Annotated in this window: 12 protein-coding genes and 4 pseudogenes; 6 read left to right on the top strand and 10 right to left on the bottom strand. The window is 54.0% G+C overall.

The window, feature by feature from the left end; translation table 11 throughout:
* The first annotated feature begins 88 nt into the window (after positions 1 to 88).
* Positions 89 to 1,351: a glycosyltransferase family 4 protein gene (locus RBH77_RS19150; protein WP_311029159.1), complete on the top strand. Its 1,263-nt coding sequence runs from the start codon at positions 89 to 91 to the stop codon at positions 1,349 to 1,351.
* Positions 1,348 to 2,262 carry a glycosyltransferase family 2 protein gene (locus RBH77_RS19145; RefSeq protein WP_311029158.1) on the top strand — a complete coding sequence of 305 codons (915 nt, stop codon included), beginning with the start codon at positions 1,348 to 1,350 and terminating at the stop codon, positions 2,260 to 2,262. Before RBH77_RS19150 ends, RBH77_RS19145 begins: the two co-directional genes overlap by 4 nt.
* On the opposite strand, the gene RBH77_RS19140 is transcribed toward RBH77_RS19145, so the two are convergent.
* The 3 genes from RBH77_RS19140 to RBH77_RS19130 all read right to left on the bottom strand — a co-directional run bounded on the left by RBH77_RS19140 (position 2,209) and on the right by RBH77_RS19130 (position 5,823).
* On the bottom strand, positions 2,209 to 2,955 hold the full coding sequence (locus tag RBH77_RS19140) for a glycosyltransferase family 4 protein (RefSeq protein ID WP_311029157.1): 747 nt from the start codon (positions 2,953 to 2,955) through the stop codon (positions 2,209 to 2,211). The genes RBH77_RS19145 and RBH77_RS19140 overlap by 54 nt on opposite strands.
* 537 nt (positions 2,956 to 3,492) lie before the next feature.
* On the bottom strand, positions 3,493 to 4,443 hold the full coding sequence (locus RBH77_RS19135) for a glycosyltransferase family 2 protein (RefSeq protein WP_311029156.1): 951 nt from the start codon (positions 4,441 to 4,443) through the stop codon (positions 3,493 to 3,495).
* Positions 4,444 to 5,823 carry an O-antigen ligase family protein gene (locus RBH77_RS19130; RefSeq protein WP_311029155.1) on the bottom strand — a complete coding sequence of 460 codons (1,380 nt, stop codon included), beginning with the start codon at positions 5,821 to 5,823 and terminating at the stop codon, positions 4,444 to 4,446.
* Positions 5,824 to 6,228: 405 nt separating this feature from the next.
* Between RBH77_RS19130 and RBH77_RS19125 the strand changes: the two are divergent.
* Positions 6,229 to 6,345: pseudogene (locus RBH77_RS19125) on the top strand (transposase); the annotation flags it as partial.
* Positions 6,346 to 6,578: 233 nt separating this feature from the next.
* Here the strand turns inward: RBH77_RS19125 and RBH77_RS19120 are convergent.
* Entirely contained in the window at positions 6,579 to 7,592 is a 1,014-nt protein-coding gene (locus RBH77_RS19120; protein WP_311029154.1) for an IS110 family RNA-guided transposase, read from the bottom strand.
* Between the two features lie 95 nt (positions 7,593 to 7,687).
* On the opposite strand from RBH77_RS19120, the pseudogene RBH77_RS19115 reads away from it, so the two are divergent.
* Positions 7,688 to 7,997, top strand: a pseudogene (locus RBH77_RS19115) (integrase core domain-containing protein); the annotation flags it as partial.
* 283 nt (positions 7,998 to 8,280) lie between these two features.
* Here the strand turns inward: RBH77_RS19115 and tnpB are convergent.
* The 6 genes and pseudogenes from tnpB to RBH77_RS19080 form a co-directional block, all read right to left on the bottom strand.
* Positions 8,281 to 8,705, bottom strand: a pseudogene (gene tnpB, locus RBH77_RS24035) (IS66 family insertion sequence element accessory protein TnpB).
* 1,195 nt (positions 8,706 to 9,900) lie between these two features.
* Complete coding sequence (locus RBH77_RS19100) at positions 9,901 to 11,010, bottom strand: IS110 family RNA-guided transposase (RefSeq protein WP_311029153.1); 1,110 nt, start codon at positions 11,008 to 11,010, stop codon at positions 9,901 to 9,903.
* Positions 11,011 to 11,303: 293 nt separating this feature from the next.
* A complete protein-coding gene (locus RBH77_RS19095; RefSeq protein WP_311029152.1) occupies positions 11,304 to 12,524 on the bottom strand; it encodes a Coenzyme F420 hydrogenase/dehydrogenase, beta subunit C-terminal domain in 1,221 nt (406 codons plus the stop codon).
* Positions 12,524 to 13,705: a polysaccharide pyruvyl transferase family protein gene (locus tag RBH77_RS19090; RefSeq protein ID WP_311029151.1), complete on the bottom strand. Its 1,182-nt coding sequence runs from the start codon at positions 13,703 to 13,705 to the stop codon at positions 12,524 to 12,526. Before RBH77_RS19090 ends, RBH77_RS19095 begins: the two co-directional genes overlap by 1 nt.
* Positions 13,706 to 13,835: 130 nt before the next feature.
* A complete protein-coding gene (locus RBH77_RS19085) occupies positions 13,836 to 15,230 on the bottom strand; it encodes an oligosaccharide flippase family protein (protein ID WP_311029150.1) in 1,395 nt (464 codons plus the stop codon).
* A gap of 399 nt (positions 15,231 to 15,629) precedes the next feature.
* A pseudogene (locus tag RBH77_RS19080) lies at positions 15,630 to 15,909 on the bottom strand (IS701 family transposase); the annotation flags it as partial.
* A gap of 121 nt (positions 15,910 to 16,030) precedes the next feature.
* Here RBH77_RS19080 and RBH77_RS19075 point away from each other — a divergent pair.
* Together RBH77_RS19075 and RBH77_RS19070 are read left to right on the top strand one after the other, a co-directional pair.
* The gene (locus RBH77_RS19075) at positions 16,031 to 16,891 is read left to right on the top strand and encodes a glycosyltransferase (RefSeq protein WP_311029149.1); all 861 of its coding nucleotides are present in this window, start codon (positions 16,031 to 16,033) and stop codon (positions 16,889 to 16,891) included.
* Positions 16,888 to 20,160 carry a right-handed parallel beta-helix repeat-containing protein gene (locus RBH77_RS19070; RefSeq protein ID WP_311029148.1) on the top strand — a complete coding sequence of 1,091 codons (3,273 nt, stop codon included), beginning with the start codon at positions 16,888 to 16,890 and terminating at the stop codon, positions 20,158 to 20,160. The genes RBH77_RS19075 and RBH77_RS19070 overlap by 4 nt, the downstream gene beginning before the upstream one ends.
* Positions 20,161 to 20,294 lie beyond the last annotated feature (134 nt).

The raw sequence follows: 20,294 nt of genomic DNA, 5'->3' as shown, positions 1-20,294 counted from the left end.
ATTCTGGCGATCAACGGTTGACTTGGCAATTTTCATTGGTCAAGAATCGGTTAAAGTGCTCGGAACTATTTGGCGGGGTTCGTGTAAATTGAGTAAGGAAGCAGTAGCGCCGCGCAGCGCCGCGGGAAAGGTTCTTATTATTGTTGAAAATCTTCCTGTCCCTTTTGATCGAAGGGTATGGCAGGAAGCGACCGCTCTTCACGGAGCAGGGTATGAGGTTTCTATTATTTGCCCAAAGGGCAAGGGCCACAATGAAAGTTACGAGGTACTAAACGGCATTCGGATTTATCGCCATGCGCTTCCTTTGGAGGCGTCGGGTGTGTTGCAATACGCTGTTGAATACTCTTTCGCGCTGTTTTCAGAGTTCTTTCTCTCACTCCGGGTCTGGCGCCGACATGGTTTCGACTTGATCCACGCCTGCAACCCACCGGACCTCATTTTTCTTATAGCGCTGGTGTACAAGCTCTTTTTCGGGAAGAAATTTCTTTTTGACCAGCACGATATCAATCCAGAGCTCTATGAAGTGAAGTTCGGCCGGCAAGGCCTTGTTCATTTTGTCCTTCGGCTCCTGGAGAGATGCACCTATCGTCTGGCCGATGGAAGCCTCGCCACCAGCGAAGCGCTTAAAGAGCGAGCCGTAGCCTCGGGGCTGGTTCCGAGAGATAGGGTCTGGGTGGTCCGGAGCTTTCCCGACTTGGATCGCTTTCAGCGATCTCTACCCGATCCTATACTGAGAAGAGGGCATAAATACCTAGTTGGCTATGTCGGCATCATGGCGGAACAGGATGGTGTAGAATTGCTGGTTCGCGCGATGGCCCATGTCGTCAAGGTAAAGGGCCGCGAAGATATTGGCTGTATTGTTATAGGCGATGGGCCCGATTTTGATCGGTTGCGTGGCCTCATGGCAGAGCTTGGCCTCGGCGATCACATGCAGTTTGCCGGCTACCTTTCAGGAGATAAATTGTTCTCCGCTCTTTCTTCCTGCGATATCGGGGTCATCCCCGATCCATCGAACGTCTGCAATGATAAGCTTTCGATGAATAAGGTCTTTGAATATATGGCCCTGGGCTTGCCATTCGTGCAGTTCGACCTCCCACAGGCCAAAGCCGATGCAGGCGACGCATCTATGATTGTCGGCAGCCCGACACCCGAGGCGCTTGGAGATGGCATGATAGAGCTTCTTGGCGACGCGGACAGGCGGGAGCAAATGGCTGCTTACGCTATTGCGCGCGCTCATAGGGAATTTCACTGGAAGGTAGAGAAGCAGACTCTGCTTGAGGCTTATGGCACGTTGCTACCGGCCGCCTCGGAAAAGGGGACTGCCGCATTAGTGGATGCTCCGCAGCAATGACGCAACGGGCTTCCCCTCAGATCAGCGTTATCGTTCCGTATCTCAATCAGCCGGAACATCTAGCCAATTGCTTGCGCTCACTTATGCAGCAGACATACGATCTCGAAAATGTCGAGATTATTGTCGTAGACAATGGCTCTAGGGAACTTCCAGAGGCAATCTGCGCACAATTCGATAATGTCCGCCTTATACAGGAACTAACGCCCGGTCCTGGGCCAGCGCGAAACAGAGGCGTCTCGGTTTCCAGAGCCCTTCTCCTAGCCTTTATAGATGCCGACTGTATCGCCGACAAAAATTGGCTCTCCGTTATTGCCTCCGCCTTTACCGATCCGCGGGCCGAGATCATTGGCGGTGACGTGCGCATTGCCCTGGCCAACCCCGCTCGGATGACGATGCTGGAAGCGTACGAAAGTATCTACGCCTATCGCCAGCAGGAATATATCGAGCGACAGGGGTTTTCAGGAACGGGCAACTTGGCTTTGCGTCGAGATATCTACGACAACGTTGGACCATTCGCTGGAATTGATGTCGCCGAAGACAGGGAATGGGGTCATCGTGCCGGCCTTGGTGGACACGTGATCTACTATCTTCCGGAAATGATCGTCTACCATCCCGCACGCCGTTCGCTATCTGAGTTGCGCACCAAATGGCGCCGCCACGTCGCCCACGACTACGCGGAGCATGTGCACGGGCCATTGGACCGGACACGCTGGGCGGCTAAGGCCTTCGTGCTGGCCCTGTCGCCCGTTGGCGAAATTATAAAGATCGCGCGCTCCGACCGGGTTGGCACGATTCATGATCGGGTTCTTGCATTCGTAGCTCTGAGTCAAATCCGTATCTACAGATCCTGGCGCGTGCTATCGGCCGTGCTCATCAAGAATGCTCGCGCCAGCCAAATGTGGAACAGATAGCGATATTTCTTTCCGGTAGTCGATGACTTGCTGGTAGCGTTTGACCATGCGGCCGATTTTTGGGCCCCAAAGGCCTATCTCGCTGACGCGTTCTTGCGCCCCTCTTCTAAGCCGATCACGAAGTGCCGCATCGCTCGAAAGTTGGCATATGGCATCGGCTAAGGCCTGAGCAAATTGATCCGGGTCCTTAACTTCAACTTTTATTCCGCATTCTTCGTCAACAATGTAGTTAGGTCCACCAATATTGGTTGTAATAATCGGTAGGCCATATCTCATAGCCTCAAGCAACACGCCCCCTGTTGGTTCGCGAAAGCTAGGAAAAATGAATGCATCATGGATCGCATAGAGGCGTTCGACGGTGGTCCGGTCGACGCGCCCGAGAAAACTGATACGATCTGCAATGCCTAGCGACAACGCTTCCTTTCGGCATAATTCCAAATCTTCGCCTGCTCCAGCGGCTGTCAGAGTTGCATCGCATCTGTCCGAAAGTCGAGCTATTGCTCGTACTGCGTCGCGCAATCCCTTAGATCGAATGGCGCGCCCGACATAAAGCAAACGAAGAGGCCCTTTCGCCTTGTCATTGACCTCAATAGCCGCAAGCCCGTCAATACCCACCTCGCACTCCACGTCGAATGCCTTCAGTGGGACAGACGCTAGCCGCTCTTTGAGATAGGGAGCCGCGCCAATCACCATATCGGCCTCGGCGAAGGAGCGTCTAAGTACCGGGTCGATTTGAAGGCGTAGATGATCGAGTGATCTCAGACGCGTGTAAATTGGCACTGAACCCAGTTCAGAAGACATACCTTGTGGCGCTAAGACCCCACCCGATAAGGGTCCTATCAGATATGGTAGCTTAAATCCTTGGCAGGGAGCCGGGTATCGGATAGCTATCGGCGTTAAATGATGGAAAACGTCAAAACGGTGTCCGGTGTGGAGGAGCCGGCGAATTACTCGACGCGCTCTGATGTAGTAATGTGGATACCATGGCTTAGCCATAGCATTAAAGCGCTCAAACTGGCTGAACCATGAGAGCTCAGGCCACTCAATAACAGTTGCACGCGGAATCTGCTCAGAAGGCCGGACTCGACCCCGACGATATTGACACAAAAGAGTGACATCGCAAAATTCTGCCAGACCAGAAACCCATCTATAGGCATTGAAACTCTCACCAACGTCGTCCCGGTCACAGTGAGATGCCAAAACCAAAACACGCATATCGACGCTCGACATTCACAACTGCAAAGTGCGGCCAGTTGACCAAGCCTGACCATGATGTCGGACAACTTGCCAGAAGTGATTGCGTCTCTCCTTGGAGATACAATTTCCAGTCAATAGCGCGACAATTGTCCAAAACAGAGCCCGGCTCGTATTAAAGCCGAGTAAAAGTAACCAGGCAACGGCACCGGCCGCACGACCCCCATGTTTGAAGTGAAGTCGGACTGTAGCGCTCGTCAGCATCAAATCGCGTTTGTAATTTAACTTCTTTGCAGAAGCCCCTCCGTGGTGTGTAATGTCTCCCACCGGGACAAAGCGCAGCCCCCATCCTGCGTTCTGAAATCGACGGCACCAATCTGTCTCCTCGCCGAAAAAGAAAAAGTCTTCATCAAGAAGCCCCACCTCATTTACTGCCTGAGCCCGAACCAACATATAGCAACCAGAAACGACCTCGACGTCTCGTTCGTCACTGCGGTCCCAACGACGCATTTGATATCTGTCGAAGAAAACGGGCCAGCCGAGTTTCCACAAGCCGGTCATAAGGATTGCGAGATTCAGAAGGGATGGAAAACCACTGCAACTGAGCTGGACGGTTCCATCTGTGTTAAGAACCCGGCATCCCATGACGCCAACCGAGGGGTGGTGTTCCATGTACCTCAGCGACTGCTCGAGAACACCCTCGTGTACAATTGTATCGGAGTTCAAAAGAAGATGGTATTTGCCATTTGAGAGTTTGATTGCCTGATTATTCGCTGCAGCAAATCCACGATTGCGTTTATTCCTGACCAACAATACGTCAGGAAAACGAGACAGCAACATCTCAATTGAGCCGTCAGTGGAGCCATTATCCACCACAATAACTTCTGCGTTGATAGCCCCTACCGTTGTGTACACGGATGTCAAGCAGTCCTGCAATAACTCCCTTGTGTTCCAGTTGACAATGATGATCGAGAGAACGGCTGACATTCAGTTGCCGTGGCCCCTTGGATAAAATGTAGAATCAGAATTACCCACAACATAGATTGCTCTATGCTTATCTTGGCTCGCTGAGGTTCTACGCATCCCATCGTCGAAATCATCGCGCAACATCCACACCCCGCTCCCGAGTAAGAATAGAAACCAGCAATATATGGCATTCCAATAATCAACTGTGCATCCAGCAATAATTAGACCCGCAAGAGAGGTGAAAATACCAGATCTGTACTTGATAATATTATTATTAGTATATTTAATTCTTCCAACATCACGAAAAAGGAATATGAAGGCGGCTGCGAGCAGAATGAACGCCGGTAGGCCATAGCGGACGGCGATTACGAGCCAAAAGTTATCCATGCTGGAACTCATCCAAGAAGGGTGCTCCCAGTCGGCAAATCCGATGCCGAAGAACGGGTGACGCCAAACTTCTGCTGTTCCATAATTCCAGATCAAGATACGGTTGTATGAGCTACCTGTACTGAAAGTTAGGTAAGTCACAATGACATGAAAGGGTGTACGATTCGAAAGAAGATCAATGAGCAGATAGACCGAAACAATAAGTGCACTAAGAATTCTCCAACGGTATGCGATGGTTTTTGTAATCTTATCCCACCCGATGAGGACGTATTGTACAAACAAGGCAGCGAGTGCACCGGACGACAATGAAAGGACGGAGGCGAAACTAGCCGCGACCAACCAACCAATGCCGCCTACCGGCTTCGAGCGGACAATCTTCGCATAATACATAAGTCCTAACAAAGAGGACGCAAACGCGCCATACAGGATTGGATGCTCAAACACCACCTGAGCTCGATGTAACCCGAAGCGAGGTGCCTGGTTACCCTTGGGTATCACATTGAAAAACGGTCTGATCGTATCGAGAACTATAGGATGATCAGTGATCGTCTCATAGAGAGCTAAGGGCAGCATAACTAAGAGCATAATGAAAATGGCACGCAAGAACTGCTGGAACGTTTTCTCATTTCTAATGAGCGATCGGCCTATCAGATAGGCACCGAGAGATTCGATGATAAAGATACCAACTGCTTGGACTGCCGAGTCGAAGGGGGTGGTTACGAAAAGGGCAATTGCACCCCAGGCAGCGAACAACATCATACATTTATCTGTCGCCCTTATCTTACCTAGTTTTCCCGATAGTAGTGCCAAAAACCCGGGTATGAATAGAAGGATGATCACCACTCGATATGGTGAAAGTCGGATCGAACCGATGAAAAAGCTAATTGGTAAGGCGAGGGAAATCAGGAAAATAACGATGAATGGTGAGGGATGCACAGTGCTGTTTTTGACAAGCTCGCTGCCACGAGGAGCTATCCCCTGCTTAATGCCGAGTTCGTTCTGATTATTACCCATTGTTACCGTTATCTCGACTTCCAGGCAGCGCCAGCCTGCCAGCTTACCCTATTGAAACGCCAATCCGAGCTGCGATGGTCAAGCATGATTGTCAATATTTCTCTATAATTGAATCTCGCCTCATTCAAGTTACAGACCGGCTTGACCTAAAGCCGCGCAAACTCCTCCGGTTTGAGATGTGGATTGGCACGTTGTAGGCTCACCATCTTGCGGATCGCTGTCGCTCATTTTGCATAGCCTTGATGGCTGCCCGGGATCAGCGCCAGCCGTTCGTCGCACGCCTTGCACAACCAGCAACACCAGAGTTTGATCGCGCCGTCCCAGCCATGTGCTGAGATCCTGACAGGCCAGTATCGCTCCAATCTCCGGTCTGGTGAGAACTGAAGCTGCCGCTGACGTGCTCCCCTGAGGCGATCGAGATTTTCCGACGAACAGATCATCGGTATTTTGAAGGAACACCAGGCGGGGCTTTCGGCGACGGAGCTTTGCCGCAAATACGGTGTGAGCGATGCGACCTTTTACATCTATGGACGGCTCTCCCGGTGCAAGCGATTTGAGCAGGTTCCGGCGGACTTGGGTGCCAACATCTATCCGGCGTCGCCAGGGATGCTGGCGCGCCCAAATGGGTAATCCGCGCGGCGTGAGCTTCAACAACTGGGCGGCTTCGAAGAGCCATTATAAAAGTCAGGTTCCTCACGCGCCGATCACGTCGGCCGGTACACTTCTCTGATCGTTCACACATCTCCAGACGTCCGTCAGGCCGCTCGGTATTCCGTTCCCGCTTTCAGCATCGCGAAGATGACGCGCGCATTCTTGTTAGCGACCGCGACGATTGTCTTGGCTGCGCCGCGTCGCCCCTGGAGATCCCTGATCCAAGCGCCTTGTGCGTCGTTGCGAGCTGCCGAGGTACGGACGACGGCTCGTGCGCCATGGATTAGCAGGGTCCGCAGATGGCGGTCTCCGCGTTTGGAGATGCCAAAGAGTCGCTGCTGATTGCCACTCGAATGCTGACGGGGCACGAGACCCATCCACGCAGCGAGATGCCTGCCATTGGCAAACTCGGCTCCGTTGCCGACCGCAGCCACAATCGCCGTCGCCGTCTTTGGACCCACTCCCCTGATCTTCGCGAGGCGGCGACAGGTCTCGCTTGAACGGAAGACTTTCTCGATCTCTCTATCGAACCAGGCAATCTGATCGTCGAGGGTGCGGAAGATGGCGTAGAGCTGCGCCAGCATCAACCGGAAGATATTACTGATTTCCGAGGAGCTATCGTCCAGCAAGATCCGGATCTCGCGCCGCGCGCGGGTGATCGACTGCGCGAATGCGATGCCTCGGTCGAGCAGCAGGCCGCGCATCTGGGCAACCAGCGCGGTTCGGTGGTTCACCAGACGCTGTCGGCCACGATGAAGCGCCTGGATATCTTGTTGCTCGAGCGTCTTGCCGGGGACGAACCGCATGTTGGGTTGTCTCACGGCACGGCAAATTGCAGCAGCGTCGTTGCGATCATTCTTTTGATGCTGAGCGAACGGCTTCACGTATTGTGGAGCTATGATCCGGACCCGATGCCCCGCAGCTTCGAATCGACGCTGCCAATAGAAAGCACCAGCGCAGGCCTCTATCGCGATAGTGCACGGCGGTAGCGCCTCCACTTCAGCCATCAGCCGATCTCGCCGGACGCGCCTTTGCAGAACCACCCGCCCGTCAGCAGTCTCGCCGTGCAGCTGGAAGACGTTCTTTGCCAAGTCGATCCCAAGGAATGCTACTTCCATTTTCCATCTCCTTCCTGTTGAGGCCTACAACCTCGGGCGAAGAGGGAGAGCCGTCCATCCCATTAAACGGCGCTCGAAGTATGGCGGCATGGACGTATTCGAGGACGATCCGGGTCGACCAGGGTTCGGAGTTCATCTCCCGCGACCTCGATCTCTGGGCCTACCAGAAAGGTGTCGAATTGGACTTCTCCCGGCCGGGCAAGCCAACGGGTAATGCCTTCATCGAATCCTTCAACGGCAAGTTCCGCAGCGAATGCTTCAACGCCTACTGGTTCCTGACGCTTGACGACGCCCGTTTTAAAATGGAGGAATGGCGTAAGGACTACCGTCCGCCCCGATAGCGCCATCGGCGACAAGCCGCCGATATCGCTCATAAAAGGCTCATTGGCAGCTTCCGCCACCTGAGCCAGACACCCCGGAAGTTCCCGCCCGGGGCGATCCACCTCCCAACGTGAACAGGGCCAACTTATAGGCGCGGACAAAACGGGGAGCAGGTCACCGCTTGTCGCATCGCTTGCTCGGGATCGTGAGCACGCGTTGAATGTGGGCGCTGTGCGCTGGCTCCTCGAACGACGCGTATCCGAAGAAGGACCGAATAGCCGTGAGACGGAGGTTCCGCCTCCTTATCGAGGCGGTTTGGCCCAATCACGACGTTGCCTTCAGTGCACGGATCACGGCCGCAAAAGTCTTATCGTCGGCCCCCGGCCGACCCGCATGGCGATGCCACGACGCTGTCACCACTGCGGGAACAAACAACGGTTCGGGTGCCGACGATGCGTCCGGTGAGGGCCGCGGTCAGCGCCGTGTGCAAGCAAAAATCCTCAGCGGTCGCCGTTGGCCGCCAGGTCCTCCGAGGCATGTGCCAGTCGATGCCTTCGAGCAGATAGCCGAGCTGTGCCGGGGTGATGGTGATCATGCCGTCGACCGGCGACGGCCAGATGAAGGGGCCGCGCTCGAGCTTCTTCGAGATAGGCAAGCGCCCTGGCCGTCGTGCCATAGAACCTTGATCAGGTCGCCGCGGCGACCGCGGAAGACGAACAGATGGCCATTGTGCGGATCGCGCTTCAGCGTCTCCTGCACCACAAGCGCCAAACCCGGAAAGCCCTTCCTCATGTCGGTGTGGCCAGTCGCCAGCCATACTCGCACGCCGTTCGGAACCGGGATCATCGCGACCCAAGCGCGTCCAGCACGCGCCGAAGCACCTCGATATCCACATCGCGATCCGCGCGGACGCGCCGCCGCCGCCAAGTTCGATCTCGACGATGCCGCTCTCGCGGCGCCGTCGGCCGGGAGAGGCCGATGGCGCTGGCACACCGCCGGCGGGCACGACAGCTGTGGTGACGATCTCCACCGGGACCAGTTGCGAGGGGCCGGCGTCGACCCGATTGCACAGGTCCTTGCGCCATCGAAAGAGTTGGCTGACGTTGAATGCTCGTCGATCGCGCAACTTCCGACCCCGCGCCAGGCTCGAACGACGCCGCGACTAGACATTCCTTTTCCTAACGTGACCATCGCCGGCGCCTCTCGACCGACGTGATCACCTCCACCCGCGGCGTCGTCATAGGGTGTCAATGACCGTGGAATCGGGACCCTGTATTTTCGCGCAAAAGGCTCATTCCATGAAAAATCACATCATAGGGCTACTCCTAGGATCGCCCCTAGGACTTCCGATGTCCGCCCTCTCAGCCTACAAGGCGGCCATCATCGGAGGATACGACGATGCCGCCAACGGCTGACGAGCGGCCCGATGCAACGCGAACAACTGCCGCGGGGACAAGGCATATCGCCGGGCTACGCGCTCACGGTCCCGCCGGCCGCATAGCTTTCCGCCACGATCCGTGCCTTCTCGTCTGGTAACCATTCGCGCCGACGACCGGAGCTGGTGAAGATCTTCAGCCGACGAACCGGCTCTTCATCCCTGGACTTAAGCGTAAGCTCTGAAATCGTCATGTGTCGAAGCCCTCAAAGGCTCCGAACATCGTTCCTCAAGGCCACGCACGACAGGTGCTGCTGGAACAGCGCTCTGATGTCCGCTGTCAAGGTTTGGAACGTGGACGTCCGGCCGATCGAGAGGTCGGCTGTTCATCCTGATGATCGCGCATGGGTGGAGGCGGAACTGAAGGACGTCGGTGATCAAGCTCTGATGCGCGGATTGGCTACCGCATTCCCGATTGTGCGTCCGGGGCTGTTCCTATCTTACTGCGGGCGTCGGTCGATTGCCGGCCACAAAGCGTCTGACGGGCATTCCCCTGCCGTGGTCCCGCCTCCGCCCATGAGCGAAGGATGCGTGTCGCGTGCTGCGACTAGATCAGGTTGCGTGCGCCTCCCTGGCAACGGCCCACATGAAGCCGACCAGTTCGCGGGCTATCGCCGTACAGACCACTGTCGTCTTCTTGCCTCGTCCGATCAACATCCGGTAGCGGGCCGTCAGTCGGGCCTGCGCCTTCCAGGCGATCTCTCTCACCCTTGGCGGCGCCTGCTCCAGACGATACAGCTTCTTCGCGCCGACTCTCGGCGCATGCCTATAGGTCCATGCGCTCTCGACCAGCATATGACGAACGCGGCCATTCCCTGCCTTGGTGATGCCACCCCGTCTGACTGTCTCTCCGGTCGACCGCTCACCAGGAACAAGGCCAAGATAGCCCATGAGTTGGCGCGGGCTTTCGAAACGGCGCACGTCGCCGATCTCGGTGACAAACGTCACAGCAACAACCAGATCCACACCACGTAATGTCTGCAGCGCCCGCACGATCGGCGCCAATGACCAGGCCGGAATGAACTCCTCGATCACACGCTCCAGCCGATCGACCCGCTCTTTCGAGATGCGAACCGCCTCGACCATCTCTTGGAGCGCGATCTGATGTGCAGGATGATCGAACTGGTGCGCCTGCAGCCAGCAGAGATAGCGCATCGTCCAGCCCTTCTTGCGTGGATAGATACGTCCGTGCTTGAGCATGAAGGCGCTCACATGCTGCCGGAGGACCCGAAGTGTCTCAACTGCGGCCGCCCGGGCGCGGACGAGATCCCGCATGGCTTCGTGGCCTTCATCGGGAACCCATACCGCCGTCAGTTCGCCAGCGCGCAGCAACCTGGCCAATCCGAGGGCATCCCGGCGGTTTGTCTTCAACCGATCACCAAGCTTCCTTGGGATCAGCGATGGGGCGACCACCATGCATTCATGGCCAAGCGATCGGATCAACCGATAGAGACCGTAGCCGGTCGGGCCGGCCTCGTAGCAGAAATGGACTCGATCGAACCTGGTGGCGATCCGCTCGATAACTCGGCGCATGCTCGTATCCGACGCGTCGACCTCGCCGAAGAAGCGAACTTCTCCCTCCCCGCCGGCATCCGCAATCGCGATAGCGTTCTTCAGCTTTGCGACATCGATTCCGACAAATGCTTCCCTATAATCTGCCACGGCTCGTCCTCCTGTGATGAGGATCGGCTCGGCCCGCCCGAGTAACCCTCGAACGCGCAGTGTAGGGCGAGCCACCTCACCGACAGAGGCGGACATACGGTCTTACCCCGTATCACCGAGAAGCCCGGCCAGAGATACACCCAAGGCAGGAAGGCTAATAGAAAGTAGGCGGCACGGCTCGTCATCGCCGACATTCTTCAAGGCATCATATTGGTCATGCTACTCTCACGCGGCCGCGGCCGCGGACTCGACTGGACGGTACTGGCTGAAAAAGTTTGCCCGTTGTCACCATCTTATAGCTGGTGTCGATGAACTAATATTCGCCGAACCATTCCCAGAAAGCTCTTTAGGTTTGCCCTAAGGCCCGCCATACCGGCGGCGTGAACCAGATTGAACCCTTGAAATACTGGGACTTGCCGTCCGAAAACGAACAGGGCCAGCAGCCGAGACAATATAAGCCGTTTGCGGTTGGCTTGCGAGGGTTGCATTTGCTGGACCTCCTCGATGTTGAGAGGCTCGGCCCGGATGCAGCCTGCCAAAAGCGCTGATCGTACCAGATTCTCTCCAGATGTCGTTCTCGCTATTATCAGGCTTCGGCCTTCTTGCTCTTCGAAAAGCGGATAGCCTTTCTCGTCGCCATGCCACGCATCGGCGCAGACCACGTCGGCGAAACCTCCCGTACCGTCCGGACATATCTTACAGCGAAACTGAACACGCTTGCTGAGGATGTCACCCCAGGACTCCATGTAGCTCAGGCTTTTCTCGGTTCCGTCCTTCAGAATTGCAGTCGCTCTTCCTGGCCACCCTTCGCCTCGATAGCGGAAGCGCGATACTTCGGCCTCGTTCACACCGAGTTTCTCAAGGATCGCATGCGCGCCATGTATACTCGGCACGCCGGCACAGAAAAAGGAGATCATGAAGGGAATCTTCTTCTCTAACCGGGGATCGCTACGGGCCAACGCCCGAGCCGCGGCAATGTCACAAGGCTTGCCGACAAGAGCAAATTTCCCCGGCTCCTCTAGTTCGCTCATGAGGTTGCTCAGTGGCGCGGAAGGCGCATAGCGCGATCCTGCGGCACGTAGGACATCCGCGCGATCGAGGCTCATGACCGTCATATTGGTGAGCGGATATATGTCGGACGCTGCCGTTTCTACTGCCCGATCGACCTGTCCCGTTTCGAGAAGGTGCAAGAGGATTGCCGAAAGAGCGCCTCCCGAAGCAGCGTGATGACGAAGCGCGGAATCGGTTGACGCGCCAGCGCGCACGGAAATGATGGGTCCCCAAAGTCGGTGATCGTCACCTTCCTTGACACACTGCGTCAAACGCGCTCCCGGGCAGATATCGGTGATCAGCCGATCGATGTGCGGCCTCAGGGGGCCGGTCTGCTCAGGGCGCAGGTAGCCATCATCGGACACCGTCATATGTAATGCGCCTTCCGACAGAGACGCGCATAAACCACAACCGACACACAGGTTGGCCGAAGCAATCCTTTCCAATGAAAGTGACTGTACCATCACGGCAGTCTTCCGATTTCTTGCAGCGCGCCACGCAAGACGTCTTCATAAGCGGAAAGCTTCCCATCCGCCGCCATCAGTGCCTTCTCCCCATCGAGCCTGAGTTGCCCGCGTCGCTCATAAGCCGTGATGACCGCATCGCTGATTTCCTCAGCAGTTTGTGTCTTACAGTCTGCAAGGTGTCGATAGCCAAGGGTTCCGAACAGGCCCGAGAATTTCCGACTATATGCGATCGGGAGCACCGGCACGCCCGACGAAAAGGCAGCGATGCATGCATGCATGCGTGACCCAGCGAAGAAATCCATTGTGGCGATATAGGACTTCGCGGCGGACGGATTATCAAAGCGGGGTGCGACCACAACTCCAGGGAACTCGATCGCCAGTGTCTTGGCCACACGGTAATCATCCTCCACAGCATGTCGTTGCGAATTTACGTGGCCGACGAGGTGCAACTCGCAATCCGGCAGCGCGACGAAATGTGCGCAGAGAGATCGGGCTAGGGCCGGATAGTCCGCGAGAAGGGAGAACATATTGTCTTGGCTGTAGCCGCCGTTGAACAGCAGACCAGATATATTGAGGCCGACCCGAACTGGGCCGTTGACGCGGGGGGGAGGGGGGTCGAAAGGCAGGCGAATCGCCAAATCAGTCGCTTCGATCAGTTTTCTGTCGAGTCGCATCTCGCGCATATAAGCGGTGGACAAGGCATCGCGCGTCACGATCTTTCGCGCACCGCGAATTGCCAGAGATGCAAGCCAGCGGGTCCACCAGCGCTCAAATGGTCCGATGGTTTGCGGGCTGAGGATTAGGGGCCGCCGCCCCGCCAATACAACGGCTTTAGAAAGGACATTGAAGATGAAACGCCACGTTCCGTAAATGTCAGCAAAGCTATCACCTGCCGAAATGTCTAGAATGAGATCGCAACTGCGGATGGCGGCATAGAGCCCGCCTGGACGTGGTACGTCGCGAGCGCGCAGAGGCACCACTTCTACGTTCGTTCCTTGGATATAGACTGGCCCGGGATCGCGCCAGCCGAGAATCTTGAAGCGAACGCCAAAGCCGAGGTCCCGAGCCAGCCCCTCTAGCACTGCGATATGTGCTGCAGTCAGCGCGCCAATCCCGAGATTATCAGAATTGGCCGAATGCCACAGAAGGCCAATTGTTTTCAAATTCGGTCCGGTCATCTTGACTGCAGGCTCATCTAGATTTCCACCGTAGCTGCAATAAGCGGACGGCATTTAGGACAATCAGTTCCGATTGGTATTCACAAATATCCAGAAACAAGTTGATGCATTGATAACTAAAATATCTAATTTAAACAAATCCATGTGCCCGCCCCCAGCTTATGAGCTCCTTCATAGATAATATAAAAAGTATAAATGACATAAGTAAAAATAAAAATTCAACAATACTTATATATTTTACTGCAGAGAAAGATGTGAAAAGTGCAGACGATGCAAGAACAAGGAAGAATGAGAAAATAGAGAATATTAGAGGCTGTACAGCAATACGTAGCCTATGACTAATTAGATAAAGCGAAACAAAAAAACCAAAGATCTCTCCAAAAATAGATATGGTAATAATCGTAATAATACCAAAACCAAATTGTATAAATATCCATGCAATCGGGAAGAAGAGGGATCGAATGACATTTGCAATCATTGGGTTCTTTGTGTCTGCCTTAGCAGTCGCCACAATTGCAGGGCCAACCCTTCCAATTCGGATCGCTTGCATCATGCTAAGCCAGAACAGCAGCGAGGCTGCTGACTCGTATTTCGCACCATAGAGAGTCTTTATGAGAGCCGGACCAAAAAAAGCAAATAGTACAGATAGCAATACGCCTGATAGTAGCGCGGCTTGCGACGTAACAACATATAATCTATGGAACTCATTAGTATTTATCTGAGACTTGCTCAATTGAGGAAGAAAAAACGTATTAAGTGTGTTGTTGATAACTAGTGTCGGTGTCAACGCAACCGTGAACGCTGCCGAAAATAGACCAAGCTCCTTCATTCCAAAAAGACTTCCCACCAGTACTCGATCGCCATGAAAAATCAGGAAAAGAAGTATGCTATTTAACAGGAGAGGCCAACCGAATTGGATAGCTTCCCGTGCCGTACTGCCATCCCATCCCCAGCGGTATGATCGCTCAGCAACGAAATGGGACATCAGCGTAAACAGTGCTTGTTGCAGTACTATTGCGTAGAGCATGACGCGGAAGTCATGGAATAGCATAGCGAGGGGGATCGCTGCGACGGTTGAACTCGCCGTAGACAGCAAGTCCACCTTTATCGACGGCCAGAAGAGCATTTCCCGCTGAAAACGGAATAAATCGAGATGGGACAAGCCCCGCATGAGAGGGATAAGCGCGAGAGTTTGAAAAGCCCACACTTTATCGGAAACGCCAAAAACCGCGGCTAAAGGACCTGCAATCAAAAAAAGCAGGATCGCACCAATTGCGCCCCGAAGCGCCTGCAAGCTTTGAGTGGTTGCTTGCAAAGTGGTCGAGACGCCACCGAGCCTTTGAACCAGAAAACGGTCGAGCGCTATATTTCCAATTGTCTCCATTAGAGACATTACGATGGCAAAGGTGCTCGCTATGCCGAAGTCTTCGACGCTGATCAGTCGCGCAATTAAAATGTTGCGTCCAAGCCTCAAGAGTGCGGCTACAACATTGCTAGCACCGAGTATGATACCATTCCTGAGCATTAGGTACCTATCCTGTCTCTGCTGGCCTAGCTCTAAACGGGATGAACTACAAACATCATTTATTCAAAAGTGTTGAGCCATCGTTATCACCAATATCTCCTGGTCTCTGGGATCTGAGCGCCCCTGCTAACCTCGCCATTTCTGCTGGATTGTGGCCCCATCCGTTGTTTGTGACGGTGGAGGATTTCGATGTGAGTGCAATAGGTTCTTCAACATCGATGACCGGCTTCTGCGGCTAGCGGCCTTCGTCATCAACTCAAGACCCATGGGCAGATAATAGGTTTGGGACATTCCGGCCCGATCTGGAAAGGGCGCTATCACTCCTTTGGCGCTTTCAGATCCGGTTTGATCGGAGGCGGATACGATAGTGGGGACATTGCTCTGGCAGCGGTTGGTCATAGGATGGTGATGACGGCGCGGCGAACGGCCAGCATGCTCGGCTGAGGCGGTCTGGCGCAGCTTCTTTTTTCTCGTCCGGCCTAGCTCTGCGGGAAGGCGTAGGCAATCATGGCCATCAGTGCATCACGGTAAAGCCCTTGCCAGGAGCGGCCCTCGAAGTGGTCGAAATCGAGTTCCTCCTTCATCTGCCGATGAACCCACTCGCATACCCAGCGACCTTTATGGTGGCCGCAAGTGTCTTCAAGTTCGCCTCTGCCGGAAGATCGGAGAGATGGTATTTGCGCTACGTAGATGATCGGCGCCCATCCACAGTTCAACCAGAGCTAACGCAGGATAAGATGGGCGGCTAGACCAACAGATGGTCATCTATCCCATCTCCCTGGTATTCCAAGCTTCGCGCTATGGACGAATATCGACTGCGTCACGACCCGTTGCTGCGCCGGACATACCAGTGCGCGGACTGTGTTCTAGGTATCGGATCTTATGTTCAAGACCAGCTTGGCTCTATGAAGATCAACCGTTTCGAGGCAATGGCCGACACAGGACTGCAAAATATACCAGAGGCCATTGATCGCACGGGTCGCGGTTCTCAAGTTCGGTGCCTCTACGTCGGCCGACTCGTCAGAACCAAAGGTATTCAAGAGGCCATTCGCTCAATGGCCGTTACGGCCGACTACGAAGGATTGCCCTTGACCCTCGATGTCGTCGGAGAAGGGCCGGAGCGCCCAATTTGCGAAGAGCTTATTGCCAAGCATCACCTGGAACACCGGGTAAAACTACAGGGATGGAAGTCGAAGCATGAAGTCGCGAAATTTTATCGTGAGGCCGACATCTTCATTTTCCCCAGCTACCGGGAACAGGGCGGAAACGTAGTTTCAGAGGCGATGAGTTATTCATTGCCGCTCATTATCATCGACCGGGGCGGTCCCTCGAGCGCGACGTCTGACGAGTGCGCCATCAGGATACCTGTAAGCAGCCCAGAACAAGTGGCCTATGACATAGGTAACGCCATTCGGCGTCTTGTCGATAACCCCGATCTGCGCCATAGGATGGGTGCGAGCGCGTATGCTCACGCGCAACAGACTGCTCTTTGGTCTTCAAAGGTAGACGCGATTGACGCAATCTACGAACGGACCATCAGCGACCATGTTTCGAATACCGCACCCTTCGTAAGCGCTTTAAATCACCGGTACTGTCATGGTGAAGTCACCGCCGCTGCCCTTATCAGTCCCAGCTATGTATCGGCATCGCCATACAGATGAACGATTTTGCGCCGATGGGCATCTTCTCCAAGTTAGTTAGGAAACTGGAGCCACTCTTGTACTTATCTCATCACGAGCAGCGAGCGAGTGCGGGCCTGTTTCTGTTGTGTATAGCAGTATTCTTTGTTAATTTCCAATCAAATTCTTTTGCTAATTGTCAATTTAATTTCAAGAATATTACAGATGGAAAAGATGTACATGTGCGGCGTTATAATAATCATCCGACTACCAAGGGAGGTTATTTTAACGTATATATAAAATTGAAGCTAATTCGAGGCGATATTCTAAACTTTCGGGTGCCAATAAATAGAAAAATAGGTTCAAACGACACGGCGGTCAAAATGTCTAATATCGAGGTGACTTCAACCGCAGAGCTTATTTCGGCGCTATCCAATGCGACTGACGGTGAGACCATACTGTTGGCCCCCGGCAGCTATGGGACTCTTAGTCTTTATGACGCCCGCCAACCGTTCGCAAAATTTACGAACCAGGTCACCATTAAATCGGCAGATCTGAACAATTTGGCGCAATTCTCGTCACTCCATCTGAGTGGCGTGGAAAACCTAACTTTTGATTCTGTCAACTTCAGCTATACACCTGCCCTAGGAGCCCCTGACTACGACAAGCCATTTACTGTTGACCGTTCCTCCAATATCACAATCCAAGACTCGATTTTTAGCGGCGCAGTTGCTGAAGGACTTGGTGTTACCGAAGACGGGTACGGGACTGGCCACGGGCTCACTGTCTCCAATTCGAGCGCCATAACCATCGAGAACAACGAATTCAGCAACTTTCTGCGGGCGGCAGTATTCAGTGGAGACAATGGTGTTGTGGTTAAAGACAACAATATCCACGATATTCGTTCCGATGGACTTGATTTCGCGAACGTTAACGACGTCCAGATTATGAACAACTACATCCACGATTTCAAGGGCGCCCCCCGCAGTGGCGACCACATGGACATGATCCAGTTCTGGACCAATGGCACGACCAGCCCATCTGCGAATATCACCATCAGCGAGAACTTCCTTGATAGTGGAGGAGGCTCTTCAACTCAGTCGATTTTCATGCGCAACGAGGAAGTTGACAGTGGGCGTGCCGGCAAGGAGATGTATTATAAGAATATTATAATTAAGGACAATATTATTTATAATAGCCACCTACATGGAATTTCGGTTGGTGAAGTGGATGGAATAACGATAAGCAATAATACCATTCTACAAAACCAGAGCTCTGGCGATCCACAAGTGCTCGTGACTGTTCCAACAGTAACAGTTTCGTCAGCATCCGATGATGTAAAAATTACGAACAATATTGTTGATAATTTGAATCTAAGCCCGGTTGACGGGCAATTATTTGAGAATAATCTTGTTGTTCAAAGCGTGGATCCGAGCCAGTCGAATTACGTCGGTGATCTCTTCGTGAATGCCCTTGCCGGTAGTAAGGCGACTTTGGCGGATTTACAAGCAGTTCCGGATGGCCTCATTAAGCATATGAATGTTGGTGCCTCCCTCACGGAATACCAGCCATCGACGACGACTGCTTCTGGTGTGATTAGCGATGAGGCGGGAAGGGGGCTTGATCTCCTGCATCATACGTTTGATGTCTCTGATCTTCATATCCCGAACGAAGTTCTCAATCTCAATGGAGCAAGTATCAGTTGGGACTTTGGTGATGGCAGCCAGTCCGGCAATGTTGACGCGCACTCTTACGCCCATGCCGGCTTGTATGATGTGACCGCGACGATTTTGCTCGGAGGCGGTGAAACCATTGAACTCGGAAAGACAATCCAGGTGCAAAGTCCGGTCGCTCTGCTCGCCGATTTCGATCACGGTGCGCAGGACCTCTCCGATGTGATCAATCCTGTTAAGATCGGCGAGGACGTGACGTTCGAGCCGCATGGCGACGGTCAGGCTATTCGGTTGAATGGCGATGTCGTAACATATGATCAAACACCTGACTTCTACAACAATTCCGAATATACGATGCTTGTCGACTTCAAAAAAGACGCCGGCCATGAGACCGAGGGTGGTCGCCTTGTAAATTATTCCGGAAGCTTCGTCGTATTTGTTGGCGCCGATGAACTTAGTGTTGCTGTTACGACGGATCACGGACAGATTTGGCTGAAGGCCAAGGGCGTGGGCATCGCTAATACAGACTGGCATAACTTAGCCATTACTTTTTCCGGTATCGATGGGATGGCGGCACTCTATTTGGACGGAAACGAGATTGCGCATGCAGACGGGCTCGAAGGCTCAACCCAGGTTGGAATGGATAGTCAGCCCATCACTTTGGGCGATCCTTGGGGGCAAGGCTTCAACGGCTTGATCGACAACTTCGGGTTTCTCAAGGGCGTTCTCACTGCAAGTCAGATTGCTTCCAGCGACTCGTTTCTGAGCAATCTCCAAGCGCACGACCCAATGGGGTCCGTGATCGATGGTACTCAGCCTTCCTCTTCGTCCGACTCCTCAGCTTCGCAAGGAACTACGGACGCGCCGACAACATCGCCAAGCCCTAACGTCATCAATGGCTCGGGCGGCAACGATCATATCGACGGAACCGACGGTGCTGACGATATCCACGGCGAGGCTGGCAAGGATCACATCTATGCCGGCGGGGGCGATGACATCGTTCACCTCGGCAATCAGGGCTGGGGATTGGCGGACGGCGGCACGGGCAATGACATTCTCTTTGGCGGCTCGGCTAATGATACGCTTGTGGGCGGTGCAGGAGACGACGCTGTCTATGGCGGTGCCGGAAACGACAGGCTCTATGGTGGCAACGGCAACGATATGCTGGTCGGTGGAATGGGTCGGGACTGGCTTTACGGAGAGGAAGGAAACGATACGCTTATCGCGAGCAATGCAGAGTATAATTCGTTAGATGGCGGCGACGGCAATGATATGCTGATTGGCGGATCTTCGCGTGATTATCTGGTTGGTGGCGCAGGCGATGATGTTCTGATCGGAGGTGGTGGAAAGGACGATCTTACAGGTGGTGCTGGAGCAGATAAGTTTGTCTTCGGTCCAGATAGTGGTCCTGATCATTTGCTCGATTTTAACCCTCAAGAAGATATGCTTGTTCTGCAGGGGCTGAATTTCCAGTCCGCTAACCAGGTTCTATCGGGGGCCTTTAATGATAAGGGCAGTCTTGTCGTGCCGCTCGACGAGCCGGATGCGTCCTTTTCGTGGTCTTCTTCAGACTACATATTGGTCGTTGGCGTCCACCTAGATGAGCTCACCAATGCCAACATCTCGCTCGTGGCCTGAAATTCGGCGGTTGCTGCAAACCTCACCTAGTCAGCCAAGTTTCCAGCCGAGCAACGATCTTAAGACACCGCCGATCGGAAAACCACGGGTCGGCTCAAGGCCCGCAACTGAAGATAATCCACCGTTTAAAGATA

Origin of the sequence: Mesorhizobium koreense (assembly GCF_031656215.1) — a bacterium.
In the GTDB taxonomy this organism is placed as follows: Bacteria; Pseudomonadota; Alphaproteobacteria; order Rhizobiales; family Rhizobiaceae; genus Mesorhizobium_L; species Mesorhizobium_L koreense.
The sequence above is the reverse complement of the archived record's forward strand: the minus strand, read 5'-3'. Positions and strand labels throughout refer to the sequence as shown.

Bases quoted from the DNA above. Each gene is read 5' to 3' on its own strand.
- RBH77_RS19145 (WP_311029158.1), top strand. From the start codon at position 1,348: ATGACGCAACGGGCTTCCCCTCAGATCAGCGTTATCGTTCCGTATCTC.
- RBH77_RS19140 (WP_311029157.1), bottom strand. From the start codon at position 2,955: ATGGTGATTGGCGCGGCTCCCTATCTCAAAGAGCGGCTAGCGTCTGTC.
- RBH77_RS19135 (WP_311029156.1), bottom strand. From the start codon at position 4,443: ATGTCAGCCGTTCTCTCGATCATCATTGTCAACTGGAACACAAGGGAG.
- RBH77_RS19130 (WP_311029155.1), bottom strand. From the start codon at position 5,823: ATGGGTAATAATCAGAACGAACTCGGCATTAAGCAGGGGATAGCTCCT.
- RBH77_RS19120 (WP_311029154.1), bottom strand. From the start codon at position 7,592: ATGGAAGTAGCATTCCTTGGGATCGACTTGGCAAAGAACGTCTTCCAG.
- RBH77_RS19095 (WP_311029152.1), bottom strand. From the start codon at position 12,524: ATGGTACAGTCACTTTCATTGGAAAGGATTGCTTCGGCCAACCTGTGT.
- RBH77_RS19090 (WP_311029151.1), bottom strand. From the start codon at position 13,705: ATGACCGGACCGAATTTGAAAACAATTGGCCTTCTGTGGCATTCGGCC.
- RBH77_RS19085 (WP_311029150.1), bottom strand. From the start codon at position 15,230: ATGCTCAGGAATGGTATCATACTCGGTGCTAGCAATGTTGTAGCCGCA.
- RBH77_RS19075 (WP_311029149.1), top strand. From the start codon at position 16,031: ATGGACGAATATCGACTGCGTCACGACCCGTTGCTGCGCCGGACATAC.
- RBH77_RS19070 (WP_311029148.1), top strand. From the start codon at position 16,888: ATGAACGATTTTGCGCCGATGGGCATCTTCTCCAAGTTAGTTAGGAAA.